At 69.1% G+C, this 17,400-nt stretch carries 20 protein-coding genes; 6 read left to right on the top strand and 14 right to left on the bottom strand.

The window, feature by feature from the left end; translation table 11 throughout:
• Positions 1-66: 66 nt before the first annotated feature.
• From AC51EU_RS06075 to AC51EU_RS06025, 11 genes are all read right to left on the bottom strand, one after another.
• Positions 67-1,134: a 2-aminoethylphosphonate ABC transporter substrate-binding protein gene (locus AC51EU_RS06075; RefSeq protein ID WP_496265611.1), complete on the bottom strand. Its 1,068-nt coding sequence runs from the start codon at positions 1,132-1,134 to the stop codon at positions 67-69.
• Positions 1,135-1,173: 39 nt separating this feature from the next.
• Entirely contained in the window at positions 1,174-1,971 is a 798-nt protein-coding gene (locus AC51EU_RS06070; protein ID WP_496265610.1) for an ABC transporter permease, read from the bottom strand.
• Positions 1,958-2,860 carry a 2-aminoethylphosphonate ABC transporter permease subunit gene (locus tag AC51EU_RS06065; RefSeq protein ID WP_496265609.1) on the bottom strand — a complete coding sequence of 301 codons (903 nt, stop codon included), beginning with the start codon at positions 2,858-2,860 and terminating at the stop codon, positions 1,958-1,960. The genes AC51EU_RS06070 and AC51EU_RS06065 overlap by 14 nt, the downstream gene beginning before the upstream one ends.
• The gene (locus AC51EU_RS06060; protein WP_496265608.1) at positions 2,857-3,948 is read right to left on the bottom strand and encodes an ABC transporter ATP-binding protein; all 1,092 of its coding nucleotides are present in this window, start codon (positions 3,946-3,948) and stop codon (positions 2,857-2,859) included. The genes AC51EU_RS06065 and AC51EU_RS06060 overlap by 4 nt, the downstream gene beginning before the upstream one ends.
• Positions 3,945-4,610 carry an HAD family hydrolase gene (locus AC51EU_RS06055; RefSeq protein WP_496265628.1) on the bottom strand — a complete coding sequence of 222 codons (666 nt, stop codon included), beginning with the start codon at positions 4,608-4,610 and terminating at the stop codon, positions 3,945-3,947. Before AC51EU_RS06055 ends, AC51EU_RS06060 begins: the two co-directional genes overlap by 4 nt.
• Before the next feature lie 53 nt (positions 4,611-4,663).
• Positions 4,664-5,785, bottom strand: coding sequence for a TIGR03364 family FAD-dependent oxidoreductase (locus AC51EU_RS06050; RefSeq protein WP_496265607.1), 1,122 nt, complete (start codon positions 5,783-5,785; stop codon positions 4,664-4,666).
• Between the two features lie 164 nt (positions 5,786-5,949).
• Positions 5,950-6,714, bottom strand: a complete 765-nt coding sequence (locus AC51EU_RS06045; RefSeq protein WP_496265606.1) for a GntR family transcriptional regulator — start codon at positions 6,712-6,714, stop codon at positions 5,950-5,952.
• Positions 6,715-6,859: 145 nt separating this feature from the next.
• Positions 6,860-7,228: a hypothetical protein gene (locus tag AC51EU_RS06040; RefSeq protein WP_496265605.1), complete on the bottom strand. Its 369-nt coding sequence runs from the start codon at positions 7,226-7,228 to the stop codon at positions 6,860-6,862.
• 160 nt (positions 7,229-7,388) lie between these two features.
• Positions 7,389-7,565 (bottom strand): DUF397 domain-containing protein, encoded by a 177-nt coding sequence (locus AC51EU_RS06035; RefSeq protein WP_496265604.1) that lies wholly within the window; start codon positions 7,563-7,565, stop codon positions 7,389-7,391.
• Positions 7,566-7,800: 235 nt separating this feature from the next.
• Complete coding sequence (locus tag AC51EU_RS06030; protein ID WP_496265603.1) at positions 7,801-8,007, bottom strand: DUF397 domain-containing protein; 207 nt, start codon at positions 8,005-8,007, stop codon at positions 7,801-7,803.
• Positions 8,004-8,831, bottom strand: a complete 828-nt coding sequence (locus AC51EU_RS06025) for a helix-turn-helix domain-containing protein (RefSeq protein WP_496265627.1) — start codon at positions 8,829-8,831, stop codon at positions 8,004-8,006. The genes AC51EU_RS06030 and AC51EU_RS06025 overlap by 4 nt, the downstream gene beginning before the upstream one ends.
• Positions 8,832-9,192: 361 nt before the next feature.
• Between AC51EU_RS06025 and AC51EU_RS06020 the strand changes: the two genes are divergently transcribed.
• The 5 genes from AC51EU_RS06020 to AC51EU_RS06000 all read left to right on the top strand — a co-directional run bounded on the left by AC51EU_RS06020 (position 9,193) and on the right by AC51EU_RS06000 (position 13,167).
• Positions 9,193-9,411 carry a hypothetical protein gene (locus AC51EU_RS06020; RefSeq protein WP_496265602.1) on the top strand — a complete coding sequence of 73 codons (219 nt, stop codon included), beginning with the start codon at positions 9,193-9,195 and terminating at the stop codon, positions 9,409-9,411.
• A gap of 179 nt (positions 9,412-9,590) precedes the next feature.
• Positions 9,591-9,737: a hypothetical protein gene (locus tag AC51EU_RS06015; protein WP_496265601.1), complete on the top strand. Its 147-nt coding sequence runs from the start codon at positions 9,591-9,593 to the stop codon at positions 9,735-9,737.
• Between the two features lie 388 nt (positions 9,738-10,125).
• On the top strand, positions 10,126-10,314 hold the full coding sequence (locus AC51EU_RS06010; protein WP_496265600.1) for a hypothetical protein: 189 nt from the start codon (positions 10,126-10,128) through the stop codon (positions 10,312-10,314).
• Positions 10,315-10,645: 331 nt separating this feature from the next.
• The gene (locus tag AC51EU_RS06005) at positions 10,646-11,230 is read left to right on the top strand and encodes a hypothetical protein (RefSeq protein ID WP_496265599.1); all 585 of its coding nucleotides are present in this window, start codon (positions 10,646-10,648) and stop codon (positions 11,228-11,230) included.
• Between the two features lie 896 nt (positions 11,231-12,126).
• Positions 12,127-13,167, top strand: a complete 1,041-nt coding sequence (locus AC51EU_RS06000) for a hypothetical protein (RefSeq protein WP_496265598.1) — start codon at positions 12,127-12,129, stop codon at positions 13,165-13,167.
• 93 nt (positions 13,168-13,260) lie between these two features.
• Here the strand turns inward: AC51EU_RS06000 and AC51EU_RS05995 are convergent, their stop codons facing one another.
• The gene (locus tag AC51EU_RS05995; RefSeq protein ID WP_496265597.1) at positions 13,261-13,953 is read right to left on the bottom strand and encodes an alpha/beta hydrolase; all 693 of its coding nucleotides are present in this window, start codon (positions 13,951-13,953) and stop codon (positions 13,261-13,263) included.
• A gap of 139 nt (positions 13,954-14,092) precedes the next feature.
• Here AC51EU_RS05995 and AC51EU_RS05990 point away from each other — a divergent pair, with 139 nt between their 5' ends.
• Entirely contained in the window at positions 14,093-14,572 is a 480-nt protein-coding gene (locus tag AC51EU_RS05990) for an OsmC family protein (protein ID WP_496265596.1), read from the top strand.
• Between the two features lie 144 nt (positions 14,573-14,716).
• On the opposite strand, the gene AC51EU_RS05985 is transcribed toward AC51EU_RS05990, so the two are convergent.
• Together AC51EU_RS05985 and AC51EU_RS05980 are read right to left on the bottom strand one after the other, a co-directional pair.
• The gene (locus AC51EU_RS05985) at positions 14,717-16,066 is read right to left on the bottom strand and encodes an LCP family protein (protein WP_496265626.1); all 1,350 of its coding nucleotides are present in this window, start codon (positions 16,064-16,066) and stop codon (positions 14,717-14,719) included.
• A gap of 372 nt (positions 16,067-16,438) precedes the next feature.
• Positions 16,439-16,624 (bottom strand): hypothetical protein, encoded by a 186-nt coding sequence (locus tag AC51EU_RS05980; protein ID WP_496265595.1) that lies wholly within the window; start codon positions 16,622-16,624, stop codon positions 16,439-16,441.
• Between the last annotated feature and the right edge of the window lie 776 nt (positions 16,625-17,400).

The raw sequence follows: 17,400 nt of genomic DNA, 5'->3' as shown, positions 1-17,400 counted from the left end.
GCCCGGCACTTCCCGGATTCCGGGGGTGCCGGGCCCTCGCCGGTGAATGCGGCCCAAATCCCGCCCTCAGCTCCCCGTGGCCGTCTTCCACGCCTCGATGTACGAGCCGAGGTTCTTGCCGATGTCCGCCCAGTCCGGCCGGAAGATCTCGACGCCCTTCATGAGGGTGGTGAGGGACTTGGCGTTGAGGTCGGTGGGGTGGACGTCGGCGCGGGCGGGGAAGCCACCGCCGACGGCGGACGCCTTCTTCTGGACGGCCTCGCTCAGCAGGAAGTCGAGGAACTTCTTGGCGTGAGCGCTGTGCGGGGCGTTCTTGACCAGCCCGGCCGCGTACGGCAGCGCGAAGGTGGACGGCTTGCCGGACCCGTTGGCGGCGGGGAAGAAGATGCCCTGGTGGGGCATGCTGCTGAGGTTGGCGTAGTTCATCTGGACGTCGCCGTTGGCGACGAGCAGTTCGCCCTTGTCGGTCTTGGGCGCGAGCTGGCCGGTGGAGGAAGACGGGCCGACGTTGTTGGTCTGGAGCTGCTTCAGGAACGCCATGGCGGGTTCCTTGCCCCCGAAGTCGTGCAGGGCCTTGACGAGGACGGCGGTGCCGTCGCCCGCGACGCCCGGGGTGGAGTACTGGAGCTTGCCCTTGAACTTGGCGTCGAGCAGGTCCTCCCAGGTCCTGGGCGGCTTCGGGAGGTGCTGGGTGTTGTAGATGAAGCAGAAGTAGTTGTTGACCACGGAGGTCCACTTGCCGCCCGCGTCCTTGTCGCCGGCGGGCACCTTGTCGGAGTCCTTGGGGCGGTAGGTGTCCAGGAGGCCCTTGGTGTCGGCCTGCTGGATGAACGGGGGCAGCGTGACGACGACATCGGCCTGGGTGTGGGACCGTTCGCGGGCCAGCCGCTGGACCATCTCGCCCGAGCCGCCCTCCACATAGTTGACCTTGATGCCGGTCTGCTCGCGGAAGTCGGCGAAGACCTTGTCGTAGAACCCGTCGCCCTTGTCGGACTTCAGTCCGTCGGCGCTGTAGACGGTGATCTCCTTGGCGGCGGGGTCGGCGCCGGACGCGCCACCGCAGGCGGAGAGGGCGACGGCGAGGAGGAGGGTGCCGCAGCCGGCGGCGAGCGGTGTGGGACGGAGGCTGCGCATGACGTGTCGACTCTCCAGGGAAGGTCCGGGAAACCGGGTTCAGCGGTAGGCGGCTTTGGTGCGGATGCGGGAGACGCCGAGGAGCACGAGCAGCGTCGTCACCATCAGCGCGACGGCGAGCGCGGCACCGGGGAACAGCGCCCCCCGGTCCGTCGCGCCGAAGATCTTGACGGGCAGCGGGAGCCAGTTGGGCGGGTAGAGCATCATCGTGGCGCTCAACTCGCCCATGGACAGGGCGAAGCACAGTCCGGCGGCGGCGGTCAGCGACGGCAGCAGCAGCGGCAGTTTCACCCGCCACAGCACATACAGCGGGCTCGCCCCCAGGCTCGCCGCGCTCTGCTCGTACGCCGGGTCGAGGCGGGTGAGGGCGGCGCCGACGGACTGGTAGGCGAAGGCGGTGACCAGCACCCCGTGCGCGATGATCACGATCTGCGGGGTGCCGTTGAGCAGCAGCGGCGGCTGCGAGAACGCCACCAGCAGCGCGAGGCCCACGGCCACCGACGGCACGGCGACCGGCAGCAGGAACAGCGCGTCGACGACGCGGCGCCCCCGCCGCCGCAGCCGTTCGGCGGCGAGCGCGGCCCAGGTGCCGGCGGCCAGCGCGCCCACGCTGGCGGCGAGCGCGGTGAGCACGCTGGTGGTGAGGGCGCTCAGCGCGTCGCCCTGCGCGATGTCCTGGTAGTTCTTCAGCGTCGCGCCGGACGGGAGCACCCCGCTCCAGCCACTGGCGAACGACGCGGCGACGATCACCAGGAACGGCAGCGCGAACACCGGCAGGAACACGGCGAAGAACAGGACCCAGATCACCCAGCGGGCACGGCGGCTATGCACGAGCACGGCGGGCACCTCCTCGCGGCCCGGTCCGCGCGACCACGACGCGGTAGAGGCCGTAGAGCGCGACGGACAGGGCGATGTTGACGACGGCGACGACGCACGCGCCGGTGTAGTCGCCGTCGAGGATGGCCTTGCTGTAGACGAGCGTCGGCAGGGTGGTGACGCCCTTCGCCCCGGTGAACAGCACGATGCCGAACTCGTTGAGGCACATCACCAGGACGAGGCTGCCGCCCGCCGCCAGCGACGGCAGCGCCTCGGGCCAGATCACCTGCCGCACGATCCGCGCGGGCCGGGCGCCCAGCGACGCGGCCGCCTCCACCTGCGCGGTCTCCACCTGCGAGAACGCGGCGAGCAGCGGCCGCATCACGAACGGCGTGAAGTAGGTGATCTCCGCGAGCAGTACCCCGTAGGGCGTGTGCAGGAAGTCGAACGGCCCGGTGGCGGCGCCGGTCACCTCCGTCCACAACCCGTTGGCCATGCCGACCGTCCCGTAGACGAACAGCAGCGCCAGCGTGATCAGGAATGAGGGGAAGGCGAGGAACACATCGATGAACCGGCTGAGCGCCTTCCCCCCGGGGAACGGCACGAACGCGATGACCAGCGCCAGCGCGAACCCCAGCAGCAGCGCCCCGGCCGTCGCGCCCACCGCGATGTAGACGGTGTTCCACAGCGCCCTGCGGAACGCCTCCTGCCCGAAGACGTCCCCGTAGGCGGCGACGGAGTGCCCGCCGTCCTCCGGTGACACCGACTGCCACACGAGCAGCGCCAGCGGGTACAGGAACACCAGCCCCAGCACGGCGACGGGCGGTACGGCCGCGAGCCACACCGGCAGCGCGCGCCGTGCGCGCCGTCGCGTGGCGCTCCGGGGCACCGTGAGCGCGTCGGCGGTCATACCGCACCGCCCTTCGCGAGGGCCGGTTCCCCGGGCGCCGCCGTCGCGGGCAGCAGCACCGCGTCGTCCGGCGCGAAGTGGAGGGTGACGCGGTCGCCGAGGGCGGGCGTCTCGCGCAGTTCGCGGACGTCGGCGGTGAGCCGGTGCCCGTGCACGTCGACGTAGAGGCGGTGGGTGGAGCCGCGCCACTGGACCTCGGTGAGGGTGCCGGTGAGGGCGTTGGGCCCGGGGCCGAGGCCGACGAGGTGGGGCCGGACGCACAGCGTGGCGCCCGCGCCGGGCACCACCTCGCCCGTGGGCACCGTCAGGGGCGTCCCGCCGAGGTCGACGCCGTCCCCGGTGACCGTGACCGGCAGCAGGTTGGCGTTGCCGACGAAGGACGCGGTGAACTCCGAGCGGGGCCGCCGGTAGAGGTCCTGCGGGGTGCCGCAGTCCTGGAGCCGCGCGCGGTCCATGACGGCTATGCGGTCGGCGAGGGTGAGCGCCTCGATCTGGTCGTGGGTGACGTAGAGCATCGACACGTCCGGCAACTCGCGGTGCAGCCGGGCGAGTTCGGCGAGCATCCCGGAGCGCAGCCGGGCGTCGAGCGCGGACAGCGGCTCGTCGAGCAGCAGCACCCCGGGCCGGATGGCGAGCGCCCGCGCGATGGCGACGCGCTGCTGCTGGCCGCCGGAGAGTTCGCGGGGGTAGCGCTTGGCGTAGCCGGCCATGCCGGTCATCTCCAGCGCCTCGGTGACGCGGCCGGGTATCTCGGCGCGCGGCACCTTGCGCGCCTTGAGGCCGAAGGCGACATTGGCGTCCACCCGCAGGTGCGGGAAGAGGGCGTAGGACTGGACGACCATGCCGATGCCGCGCCGGTGCGGCGGCAGATCGGTGACGTCCCGGCCGCCGAGGAACACCCGTCCGGAGGCGGGCCGCACGAACCCGGCGACGGTCCGCAGCGCGGTCGTCTTGCCGGAGCCGGAGGGGCCGAGGAGGGCCATGACCTCGCCGGGTTCGACGGTCAGGTCGAACGTGTCGAGGACGGTGTGCCCGCCGTAGGCGACGGACACCTCCTCGAACCGGATGCCGCTGCCCGGCGTCGTCACGACCCGCCCTCCCGCTCCGCGAGCAGCGCGGGCAGCCCGGCGACCGACGCCAGGACGTGCGTGGCGCCCGAGGCGCGCAGCGCTTCCTCGTCGTGCGCCCCGGTGAGCACCCCGGCGACGACGGACGCGCCCGCGCGCCGGCCGGAGAGCATGTCGTACGAGGTGTCGCCGACGACGGCGGTTTGCGCGACATCGTCGGCGGCGCCGGTGCGCAGGAACGCGGTGAGCACCATGTCCGGGTAGGGCCGCCCGCGCCCGCCCGCGTCGGCGGGGCACAGGGTGAGGTCGGCGAGGTCCCGCCAGCCGAGCGCGCCGAGGATCGCGTCCTGGGTGACGCGGGCGAACCCGGTGGTCAGCACGACCGTACGGCCCTGGGCGCGCAGTTCCTCGACCGTCTCGCGGGCGCCGGGCACGGGGGCGATCAGCCCGCCGTCGACCAGCTCCCCGTACGCCGTCTCGAACGCGGCGTTGGCGCGCCGCGCCCGCTCCTCGTCGCCGAACAGGTGCCGGAAGACGGAGATCTTGGACTCGCCCATGGTGGCGCGGACGTAGGCGAGCTTCTCGGCGTGGTCGGGCGTGCCGGGCTCCACGCCCAGGGCGCGGGCGGCGGCGTCGAAGGCCCGCTCGACCAGGCCGTCGTCGGCGACGGTCGTCCCGGCCATGTCGAGAACGACGAGCCGGACGGGCTGCTGCGGCAGGAGAGCGTTCACGGGGGTCACCAGTTCATTTCGTTCGCGGTGGTCTCGGCGATCGCCGGCGAGCAGGTCATACCGCGCCCGCCGGGCCCGGTGACCAGCCACACGCCGTCGCGCACCTGCTGCCGGTGGACGACGCGCCCGCTGTCGGTGCACTGCGCGTACACCCCGGCCCAACGGCGGCGGACCGGCGGCAGCGGGCGCCCGAGGATGCCCTCGACGACGCTGGTCAGGTGCGCGTAGGGGTCCTCGACGACATCGAAGCCGAAGGGGGTCTCGTACTCGTGGGTGTCGCCGATGGTCAGGGAGCCGTCGGCGCGCTGGACCATCAGCAGCTGCATCTTGTGCGCGGCCGCGGTCGGCGTCTGCCGCTGCGACGCGGCCAGGGCGTCGAGCGCGTCGCCGCCGAAGGCCGGGTAGTAGCGGAAGCTGTCCGCGTCGGCGATCGAGGTGGTCAGGGTCTCGCCGAGCGGCGCGGTCTGCATCATCTGCAACCGGACGCGCCGTACGGGGAGTTCGGGGGCGAGTTCGCGGACGAGGCCGCCCAGCCAGGCGCCCGTGCACAGCACGACGGCGTCCCCGGTGTGCGTCTCGCCGTGGTCGTCGCGCACTGCCCCCGGGCCGACGACGTCGCGGACCTCGCGCCCGGGGAGGAAGGTGTAGCGGCCGGACGCGAGGAGGGCGGCCCGCAGGGCCCGCTGCGCGGTGCGCGGCTCGACGGCGGCGTCCCGCTCGCACCACAGGGCGCCGAGGAAGTCGCCGCGCAGCGCCGGGTTGACGGTGCGTGCCTCGTCGGCGGTCAGCAGCCGGAAGCCGCGCTCGCGGGCGTCGGGGCGGGCCACCGCGGCCTCGGCGACGGTGAGTTCCGCGTCATTGGTGACGACGGTCAACGAGCCGTTGGCGCGGAAGCCGAGGTCGGGCACGCGCCGCCCGATCTCCTCCCACAGCTCCCGGGCGCGCAGCGCGGTGGCCAGCTCCTCACCGCCCGCCCGGCCGCTGACCCAGACCAGTCCGAAGTTGCGCACGGAGGCGCCCCGGGCGTCGGCCTCCCGCTCGATGTGGACGACCTCGTGGCCGCGCTCGATTGCCTGCCAGGCGTGCATGGACCCCAGCACGCCGGCTCCGACGACTATGACTCGCATGGCCACGACGGTCCCGGCGACGGGTGACCCCCAACGGTCGGGGAGACGACGCGACGGTGAACAGGCCCTCAAACTTGGACTAGACCCGTTATCGTTTTGTGATACGGGTCCGGTTGTCGGTGGGTGTGCTAACGGGATTACGAGGTAAGGGAGTTGGGGCGCTCTTACCCCGGCCCTTCCAGCCGCGTCGTGAACGAGAACCGGTCCCCCCGGTACAGCGACCGCACCCGCTCCAGCGGCACCCCTCGCGTATCGCGCGACACCCGGTGGATCAGCAGCATCGGCAGCGCGGGCGGCGTGCCGATCAGCAGCGCCTCGCGCGGGGTGGCGAGCACGGTTTCCAGGCGTTCGTCGGCGCTGCCGAAGCCGATGCCGAGCCGGTCGTGGAGGTAGCCGTAGAACGACGAGTCCGGCGCGAACTCCTCGTCCAGCCGTGGCACCCGCTCCACCGCGACATACGTACTCTCCAGCCCCACCCGTTCCTCGTCCGCGAGCAGCACCCGCTCCATGTGCCACACCGGCACCCCGGCCGTCAGCCCCAGCTCGTCGGCGAGCGCGGGCGGGCACGGGAAACGGTCCAGGCCGATCAGGGTGCGGCCGGGCCGGCGGCCCTGGCGGCGTACGCCCTCGGTGTAGCTGGCGAGCGACAGCGGCTGCTCCAGCTTCGGCCCCGCCACGACCGTCCCCCGCCCCGACCGCCGCAGCCGCCCCTCCAGCAGCAACTCCCGCAGCGCCTGCCGCACGGTCTCCCGCGACACCGCGAACCGCACCGCCAGCTCCCGCTCCGCCGGCAGCACCCCGCCCTCGCCCAACTCGTCGAGCAGCGCCGCCACCCGCGTCTTCACCGCGTAGTACTTCGGTACGCGCCCGTGCTCGGGAATCCCGGAGCGGACGGGCGCGCCCGGTGCCTGGTCGTTCGGGTAGTCCACGGCGCGATCTTCGCATCACGGGGGAGCGGGACGCGGCGGGGGCCCGTCGGGCGCGCGGCCCGCCGCGGGGCGGGCGACGGCCCGGACGCCGTGATCGCACCGGCCGCGGCAGGCTCACCTCATCCGCGACCGGTGGCGAGGGGACTCAGTTCGCGTCCGCGCGGACCCGGAAACTCACCGCCGGGTACGGGAAGTTCCCCGCGTTCAGGGTGCCGGTCTTGAAGTAGAGGTCGCCGTCCTTGCCGGGGGCGCCGGTGCGGCAGTCCGGGTTGAAGAAGACGTCGACGTTCTTGTTCGACACGGCCTCGTAGGAGAGGGCCGGGGTGGGGAGTTGCTGGCATTCGCCGACCTTGTCGAGGTCGGCGGACTGGGCGGTGCCGGTCTGGGCGGTGCCCGTGTAGAAGGTGACGTGGAGGTCGGCGGCGGTGGCCTGCGGGGCCGCGCCCAGCGTGAGCAGGGCCGCGGCTGCCGCCGACGTGACGAGGGTCGCCAGCTTTCCGCGTCGGGTCCTCATGGGTCTCACCTCGGGTGTCCGTGTCCGATGGGGTGGGTGTTACCCCCGAGGAGACTGTGCTTTCACGTTCAACGAAAGCGGAAGGCTGAAATCAGCCACGCTACGGACCCGTACGGAACCGCTCGCGCGGCCGTGAGGGAACGGAAAACGGGATAGCCGGTCAGCGCAGCACGTCCGCCTTGACGGCGCGGACGAACGCGGACCAGGTGGCCGGGGCGAGGGCGAGCACGGGACCGGACGGGTTCTTGGAGTCGCGGACGGGGACGGTGCCGGTCGCGGCGGCGGTGGGCGCCCACTCGACGCATGCGCCGCCATTTTCGCTGTAGCTGGACTTCAACCAGGTATGAGACGTACGAGTCACAGAGTCCTCCGGGGCGTCGTTGTTCGGGCTTCGGACGTGGAGCTGCTGTGCCGCTGACGACAGGGTAGGGGCGTCGCCCGGGAGCGCCAGAGGGTCGGACGCGTTCCGGCCGTACGGCTCTGTCGGGATACGAAGACGCCCCGCCGCCTCGGGGGACGACGGGGCCGTGGTGCCGTTCCCTCCGCCAGGAAGTCGGAGGGAACGGGCGGTGTTACGCGGACAGTTCGCCGGTCTTGACGCTCGTCACGAAGGAGGCGAACGCGTCGGCGGAGAAGTCCAGGACCGGACCGGACGGGTTCTTGGAGTCACGGACCGGAACCACGCCGCGGGGGGCGACGAGGTTGGCGGCGACCTCGATGCACTGGCCGCCGTTGCCGCTGTACGAGGACTTGAACCAGCTGGGGGAGATGGTCGTCACGTGGTGCCCTTTCGTAACTGGTTAATCATGGCCACGGACGCCGCTTGGGACAGCGCTTCGGCCTGTAGCTGATGGTAGGCCGCCAGTATGGGGAGCACGAAAGCGCTTTCGCGTTCCAGGTGCCCTCGGTGGGAGGACTCCGCATACGAAACGAGCGACCGGTCGGGCAGAGTCAGCAAAGTTACGGGCAGGCTGAACGGCCGACGTGCTCCCATGCGGAACGGGGCGATCTGCAGAACGGTGTTCGGCCGCTCCGCGAACTCCAGCAGACGCACGAACTGGGCGTCCATCATCGATGCGTCGCCCATAGGCCGAAGCACGCAACCCTCATCCAGCACTACGGATACCAGGGGGGACGGCGACCGGTGGAGCGACGACTGCCGAGTAGACACCAATCCCACTCGCTCATTGGCCTGTTCGGGCGTGATGGCTTCTCTGCGTACCGCGTCTTCTTCCAGCGCAGCCGCATACTCCGGCGTCTGGAGCAACCCAGGGATGACGCCGACCTCGTATAGCCGGATCTCTGCGGCCCGTGCCTCAAGATCGACGTACTCCGGAAACCCTTCAAGCAGGGCCGTCTGCTTCACGGCTCGGCTCTGGCGTTCGAGCTTGTCCCCGGTTCCGAACACCCTGTCGCCACTTTTCGCGAAACGGAGAGTTGGAGGTCGTCGACCAGTTTCGACGGCAGAAATATGCGTCCCGGAGCACCCCATGCGCTCCCCCAACTCATCTTGGGTCCAGCCGCGTTCGTCCCGCAGAAGGCGAAGGCGGGCGCCGAAGGCAGCGGTCGGGGATTTCTCGGGGTCCAGATCTTTCCGGTTCATGGCCGACACCAACTCTCCGTTCAATTGCCGCAAGTTGAGGACGGCGCGACTCTAGGCCACGCTGAAGCACCTCGGTAGTCGAAGCGCTACCGAGAGGAGTGGCCGTGCCGGGAAAGATCGTTGCTCCGAATGGGCAGGTCCCGGTGGGTGTCGGCGGTGCGGAGGGACGCATTCCAGCCCCCTCGGAACCGTCAATGCATGTCACTCGAAAGGCCGACATCGTCGGCTCAGGAAAACCCCGTGGCCTTCCCCAGGAAGACGGCCGTGGGGACCCTCCCGGTCCACGTCGGGAGGGTTACCGCCCGGCCGGGTTCCGTGCTCTGGCCGGCCGGGCGGTCCCGCCTGATGACGGAGGTGACCCATGTTGGTAGAGCCGGACGCGGGTGATTGGAAACAGGTGGCCGAGGACGCCGAGGAAGCGCGCGACGAACTCGCCGACGCACTCAAGGACGCGGGCGTCACGCTGCCGTCCCTCGGTACCGACATCGCGGTCTGCGCTTTCCGCACGACCGCGCTCGTGGACCTGGGGCGGTGCAACGTCGACACGGCCCGCCGCCTGGCGGAGGCACTGCGCAAATAACGGCCGCACGGCCACGGAACGGGGGAAACGGGGAATGTCGGCACACCCTACGTGAGGCCCGCAATGGCAGAAGAGAAAACCGGCAAACAAAAAGGCAGCACCGAAGACCTCTCCGACAAGGTGAAGGCCGAGAAAAAGAAGACCGATTACCGCACCGCCACCGGATCGAGAACATGGGGATGACCGAACGCCGCCGCCGCGTCTCGCGCCGACGCCGCCGCTTCTCGTACGACGGCCTCTTCTGGGGCGCCGCCTTCGTCTTCCTCTCCTGGGGCGGCGTGATGACCGTGGCCCTCCTCCTGGCCACCGGCACCCTCCGCTCCTGACCACCACCCCTCGAACCCCCGGCCCCTGCGGCACTCAGCACCGCACGGGCCGGGCCGGCCGTCCCCGCCGGGCACTCCCTACGCCCCCGCAGGAGTGCCGCACACGGGGACGGCCTTCAACCCGCCCCACCCCTTCCCTGCCCCCGGGGCGGGCCGGCCGGAGCGGCCCCCGACAAGGCCGCTCCGGCCACTCCCCTTGTCCGTACTCACGGCCCTTTTCGCTTTTCCGCTCGGGCCGTTGGGCGTAGCCGCATCCTTGAGACCGTCGGCGTCATGGCGTCCGACCTCGCACCCTCCGTCCGGCCCCGCCTCGCCCGCCTCCGGCCCAGCGGGCTCACGTAGGGTCGTACCGACGCATCCGACCCCACCGTCCCGAGGGAGGCGCCCCGTGAAGACCCTGTTCTGGGTGCTGCTCGTGTCCGCCCTGTGCTTCAACCTGGCCGCGCAATTCCTCTGGGACGGGCGGACGCTGGCCGTCCTCAGCGTCACCTCCGGCGGCATCTGCGTGGCCTCGGCCCTGGCCCTGCGGTCCCTGCGCCGGAGGGAAGCGGCGTCCGAGGCAGTGGCCGTTTCCTGACGGGAGCGGCACCGACGGCAGGACGTATTGCGCGGCCTGACGCGGTCTCCCGTGCCTGCTATCACAGGTTGACGAAACTCATAGTTCTTCCGGTGCGCGTCGAACCGCCTTCTGGAACGTCCCCATGCCTTCTCGTCACGTTGCCGGGAAGATGCCAGGCCAGGAAGGCCGGATCGGCCGCTTGAGCAGCGCTCTCTTTCTCCTGATGCAGGGCATCGCGTCCGGTTGTACGGTTGGTCTACGGTGCTTTTCCCTGCGGAAAATTCCAGGGAAATCACCTCCAGTGAATGGGGGTGTGCACGAATTCTCGCGAGAGAAGGAAGGTGCTGAAATGACTCAGACTGCCACCCGGGACGTGACCCAAGCAGATTTCGAAGATCTGCTTGACAAGATGACGGAGCATTACGTCGATCAAGTGAAAAGCGGAAAGCACAGCGAGGACGTGGTTCCGTTCGATCTCCCCGACAACCTGAAAGACCTCACGCCGAATGAAAGCGACATTCCGCAAGAGGCCAAGGTTGTCTTCGACTCGTACAAGGGGAAGACGCAAGACGACCTGAACGAGTCCAAGGACTACGTCGAACCGCTGGCAAAGCAGCGCTACAAGAACCACATGACCGAGGAGGAATTCAATCGACTGATCGACGAGAGAACCGAGTCCGACATCGAAGAATTTGCGAAGAGTGCCCGAGATACTGCGACACGGATCAAAGCAGTGGGCAAGGCGCACCCGGACAAGCGCGCCGCCATGTTGGTGGCGCTCGACGCGGTAAACCTGTTCTTCGGGAAGATCTGGGCATCGGTCAAGACGTTCTTCGTCGACTTGATTCAGAAGCTCGCTGAGCTCTGGGACAAGGTCGTGGGATTTTTCAAGGACGCGTGGAACAAAGTGAAGGAGTGGTGGCCGCCCTGGTGACGAAACATCGTCACTGCGGCCTGCTCGCAGACAGGAAAGGGGCACCCGAACGGGTGCCCCTTTCCTGTCTGCGAGCAGGATTTTCGGGCGAGATCCGTGCGGGGTCGGCCTCACCAGCCGCCGGCTGAGGCGGAGCACGGCATGGCCTAGCGGTTCGCAATCTTCCAGGCCCGGCCCTCGGTGATGCGCCAGGTTGACATCAACTCGCCTACGAATGAAGGGAGTTGCGCTCCCGGCGTGAGGGGGGCAAGGAGAAGCGCAAAATCGCCGTACGCAGCCCCTGACCTCGGCAGGCGTCCATTTGGCCCAACAGAGATGCCGGGTTCGGACGTCAGGGCGACACTCAAGAAGAATCAGCGGTTCGAGGGGGAGTGAACTGCGCACCTTCATGTGAAATTGAAGGACGGTGTTTCACCATGTTTGTCAGCGCATCACGGAAAGATGGGAAGTAATGCTATGCGGCAGACTTCCGTAACGCCGACGGGGAATGATCTCCGGCGAGCATTCACCTCCATTCTTCCTGTCGCCGCCGGTCTCGTGCTTCTCTCTGGTTGTGGGATCCAGGAGTCGGCCAGTGCCTCGAAGGGGGCGGGAATGCCAGTGCCGGTCGAGGTGGTAGGAGAGGATGGGGCAACCATCCGAGAAAAACCTGACGAAGACGCAGTCATCGTCGCGCGGGCCTCCCCCAAGAATCGCCTCAGCGCTGTATGCGAGGTGAAATCCGAGGGTGTGGTCACCTGGTATGGCCTTGTCGATTACGGCAGTCCAGATCCTGTTTACGTATCGGCCGCAGAGGTTAAGTTGCTGGAAACCGCCGAGCCAGACGAATGCCCTAGCTGACCTGAAAGGGGCCGGCCATGAACTCTCGCACTCGTAAAATAGGTAGCTGTGCGACCGTGCTCACGCTGTCGCTTGCCACGCTGGTCTCAGCGGAGCCGCCGGATGCCAAAGCTTTCGGGAGCATCAATGGAGACGGTCAGAGTGCCGAGCACGCAAGAATAACTTTGGCCGCGTTGAAGTGTAATTCTTCGGACTCCAGGCTTGCCGAGAACGACTGCTTCGAGTTTCGCTCCGCAATGCTGCTGGCCGGATACCATTCTCTGCTTCCGTCAGGGACGATCACAAAGGTGACGGAGATATTCAGGTGGCTGGACGCTCAGCTGTTCGGTCACAAGGCGAACGGGTTCGGGGCGGTCGGTATACCTGACTTTGATGACACGTTCAACGCGTCTGCGCACTGCGATAACGCGGACTACCTGGACCCCGAATACAACGACGGGAAGGAGTATCCGCAAAGCAGGGAGGAGGCGCGGCAAAAGTATAAGGACTGCATCCGGTATCACGACTACTGGATGGACTGGGGGGTCAAAAATGCGGGCAATCCCAAGAGTGGTGCCGACGGAGTTTTCAAGGATCCGTGCATCTTCGACAAAGGCACGAACCGCCCGAAGTGCAATGCGATAGAAGGGTTCGGGAGGGCACTTCACCTGGTGCAGGATCTGTACTCCCACAGCAACTCTCGGGACAAGAATCCGGAGAACCCGAGTCTGTCTGATCCTCCTGGCCTCCGGCAGGTTCCCCCGGGCAGGGGTGAGCGCAGGAACGGAGCCGTCACCAGGGTGGAGGATCTGGATCCGAACTACACCACCGAATGCTTTGACGCTCCATTGACCAAACAAAAGTGCAAGGGGCGCATCACGCATGACGACCTGAACAAAGATGAGGGCGTGATCTCCGAGGAAGGTCGGGGTACGGACCCCAGGACCCGAAGAGGAAAGGAAGACGAGAATTTCTCGTACGCGGTCGCAGGCGCGTTCGGTGCGACGCGCGAGTCATGGCGGAGCTTCAAGCAGCTCCTCGTCGACACCTACGGCGTGAACGAGGGCAAAGAGATCGCCTGTGTGATGACCCATGACGAGCCCCTTGAAGCCTGTTGACAGGCAGCGGACATGCGGCGGTGCACGGAGGGGGATTCGGGCTCTTTCTTGAAGCGGCGGCGGCCGCCTGACGGGAGCGGCAGCGGCCCCGGCTCAGGCACTCGCGTTCGCGGCTTCCTCGATGAGGTCGGTGACGGGTCCGGGCTGGGAGGCCAGGGAGGCGTGGCTGGAGTCCAGCTCGATGGTCTTGCGCGGGTTCATGCGCTCGGCCATGCGGCGCTCGTTGTAGGGGTGGATCATGCGGTCGGCGGTGGAGACCTGGTACCAGGCGGGCTTGGCACGCCAGGCCGGTGCGGTGATGGTGTCCGCGAAGGTCGAGCCGAGTGGTGCCTTCTGTGTCACGGCCATCACCAGTGCCTCGTCCTCCGGCAGGTCCTGGCAGAAGCTCTCGCGGAACTTGTCCTGTTTGACCCACAGGTAGCCGTCGGAATCCGGGACGATGTTCTCGAACGCGGCGGGAGGCGCTTCCTGGCTGATCTGGCCGGGGCTTTCCCCCGCGTCCGGGGCGAATGCGGCGATGTAGACCAATCCGGTGACGTTCGGGAGGTCTCCCATCTCGGTGATCACCGCGCCGCCGTAGGAATGGCCGACCAGCACCACCGGTCCCTGGACCTGCTGGACCATCTTGCGGGTGCGTTCGGCGTCGTCGGCCAGGGACGTCAGTGGGTTCTCCACGGCGTGCAGGGCGCCGAAGTCGCGGCGGTGGAGTTCGGTGATGACCTTCGCCCAGTGGGCGGCGCCGCCCCAGAAGCCGTGGACGAGGACGATGGCGGGCTTGTCGGCCATGGTGGTGACCTTTCCGCGGTGCTGTGGGGCCTTGCCCGCCCATCAGACACGCGGCCGTCGGCCACCGCATGTCGAGCCGGCCTCCAGGTAGGCCGAGATCGACCGTTCCGGTGTTCGAACACTTCTAAGCTCTGGCCCCATGACAACCACCCACACCTACGACATCACCGTCGAGTGGACGGGCAATCTCGGAACGGGCACGGACGGCTACCGGACGTTCAGCCGGGACCATGAGGTCCTGGCGGACGGCAAGGCCGGGATCGCGGCCTCCTCGGACCCCGCGTTCCGGGGCGATGCCGGGCGGTGGAACCCCGAGGAGCTGCTGGTGGCGTCCGTCGCCCAGTGCCACATGCTCTGGTACCTGCACCTCTGCTCCGTCAACGGCGTCACCGTCGTCGACTACGAGGACCATGCCCACGGCGTCATGACCATGGACGAGAGCGGCGGGGGAGGGCAGATCACCGAGGTCGTCCTGCGGCCCGAGGTGACGGTCACCGACGCGTCGGCGGTGGAGAAGGCCCGCGCGCTGCACGGCGATGTGGACGCCGTGTGCTTCATCGCCCGCTCGGTGAACTTCCCCATCGCCCACGCGCCCGTCATCCGCGTGCAGGCGGGCTGAGGGGCGTACCGGCGGGGGCCGGGCGGTGGGGCAGGGCCGAGGCGGTCCTCCGGCGGGAGGAAGGGCCGCCCCCTCCGGGCCGGTCTCCGGTCGGGAGCCGTTCGAGGGGGCGGTGCTTCCCGGTCAGGGGTGTGACGGCAGGCGTCAGCTCCCCGCCGCTTCCTCCCCCGGCAGCTTGAAGTCCGCGCCGGCGATCAGGGTGACCTGGCCCGGGGCGGCGGCCGCGGACTCGGTGGCCTTGAGGCGGAGGCGGGAGGCGAGGGCCTCGGCCTGGGCCTTGAGGGCGGGCGGGTAGAGGACGGCGGTGGAGGTGTTCCCGGGCGGGGCGTTGTCGGTGGAGGTGATGGTGAAGCCCATGGTGCGCAGCTGCTCGGCGACGACGCCCGCGTAGCCGTTGTCGCCCTTGCCGTTGAGGACGCGGATGTGGACGGAGCGCGCGGTCACCGGGTTCTTGGCGTCCTCGGCGTACTTCTTCTTGCCGTCCTCGCCGGTCTCCCGGTCGTGGGCGATGTCGTCGAAGAGCTGGCCGGCCTGCGGGTACTGCCACATCACATTGGCGTGGTCGGTGGGGACGTCCGCCTCACGGGGGTAGTTGGGGACGGTGACGAACGTGAGCCGGTCGGTGGGGATGTCCTTGACGGTGGAGGCGAGGTCGTAGAGGGGCTTGAGGCCCTGGAGGTCCTCGTCCGTGGTGATGGACTTGGTGGCGGAGTCGAGGAAGTCGTAGAGGTCGCCGGGGCTGGTCAGCTTGGACTGTGCCTTGGCGGCGAGCGCCTTCATGAACTCCTGCTGACGGGCGATGCGCCCGATGTCGGAACCGTCGCCGACGCTGTAACGGGTGCGGACGTAGCCCAGCGCCTTCTCGTCCTTGACGGTCTGGCAGCCCGCCTCCATGTCGAGATGGGCCTTCTTGTCGTGGATGGCCTGCTTCGGGCACACCTCTATGCCGCCGAGGGCGTTGACCATGCCCTTGAAGCCCTGGAAGTCGACCGAGACGAAGTGGTCGATGCGCAGGCCGGTGCCCTGCTCGACGGTCTTGATGGTGCAGGTGGCGGCCTTGCCGATGTCGCCGGACAGGCCGCCGATCGAGAACGCCTCGTTGATCTTGAAGTGGTGGGGGCGGGACTTCTTGCCGTCACCGCTGTCACAGGAGGGGATCTGGACCCAGGAGTCACGCGGGAAGGACAGTGCCGTCGCCCACTTACGGTCGGCGGAGACGTGCACCAGCATCAGGGTGTCCGACTGCATCGTCGTCAGGCCCTTGCCGTACTTGGCGTTGTCGCCCGCGCGGCTGTCGGAGCCGACGACCAGGATGTTCTTGGAGCCGGGGCTGAGGTTGGCGGGCCGGTTGCGGCCCAGGCCGTCGCCGATCTTCGCGCCGCGGATGTTGCCGTCGAGGTGCTGGTACGCCCAGACGCCGACGCCGCCGGCGGCGAGCAGGAGGACCGCGACGATCCCGCCGATCCAGGCGAGGATGCGGCCGCGGCGGGTCACCCGCGTCTTCTTGCCCCCGCGGCGGCCGCCGCCTCCTTTGCCGCCGGCCGGCTTGCGGCGGGACGGCGCGGCTTCGGCGGCCGTACGGCGGGAGGTGCCGTCGGTCGTCCTGCGGCGGGGGGCGTCGGGCTCTGAGGTGGCCCGTCGGGCCGTTTTCCTGTCGTGCACGCCGGTGGTCCTTCTCGTCCTGCGGAAGTTACGGGGGAGGGGTCCGTCGGGTGCCGGGGAGGGCGGCGGCGACGGCGTGGACGAGGGTCGGGGCAGGACCGACGGGGGCCGGAGCGGGCGCGGCAGCGGGGCGGCGTAGACGGAGGGGAGTCGGGGGTGCTGCTTACGGCTGGGGTGGCCGTGGCATACGGGACACCGCGGGGGTCAGGTGCCCGTGCTGGGGAGGAGTCTGATGATGTCGGGGTCGTAGCGGGCCCACCGCGGTGGCGCGTCCGCGGGCAGGGTGCGCAGTCGGCACCACTCGACACCGGCGTCGTCCGTCCACCAGGCACTGATCCGTCCCAGCTTCCAGCGACCGTCCGGGCAGTGGACCTCCACGGGCTGGTACACCCATCGCACCTCCGCTTCTGGAGGCGGGAAGTCCCACGTCAGGGGTCCGCACCTCGTCGCCATCTCCCCCTCCGGCCGCGCCTTCCGCGCCTGTGTCGGACGCCACCCTACCGGGACTATCTACAGCTTTGTAGAAGTTGCTCCCTGTGCGACGGATCACAACAAGGCACGGTTGCGCCAAGGGTGTTGCGGACCGTCGCGGGCCGGCGCGGCCGGAGGGTACGGGGAGGAGGTCAGGTCAAGGACAGTAAGCGCCCGCCCGTCAACGATCAATGGAGCAGACGGACCGAAGAGGGCCAGGGTTCCCGTCAGGGGCGTATTTGTGTGCGAGAGAGGCGGATGGGGGCGCAGGGTGGTGCGGGGGTTGCTCTGAGTGGTGTTGGAGCGTCAGGTGCGGGGGGTGGGGGCGGGGTTGAGGTGGGGGGCGGGGAAGGGGCTCTTTGAGTCGGTGGGCGGGGGTCGGGGCGTACTGGTCCTGGCGTACGCCTCGTCCGTCTCGTGGGTGGGCCCACGCGGAGGACGTCCCCGGGGCGCTGCCTGCCGTCCGCTTCCGGGGGTACTGCCTTCCGCGTACGCGTCGTCCGTCTTCGGGGCGTGCCGTCTCTCGTGCGGATGTGGTGCCCCGTCCTACGCAGGTGCACCGTTCTACGGAGGTGTCCCGCTTGTGGGGGGTGTTCCGCCCTACAGCGGTGTCGCCGCCTTGAGGACGAGGAGGAGGGCGATCAGGGAGTTGACGGAGGCGAGGGCGGAGGCGGCCGTGCCGGCGGCGGCCATCA

It is taken from the genome of Candidatus Streptomyces philanthi, assembly GCF_059553635.1.
The sequence above is the reverse complement of the archived record's forward strand: the minus strand, read 5'-3'. Positions and strand labels throughout refer to the sequence as shown.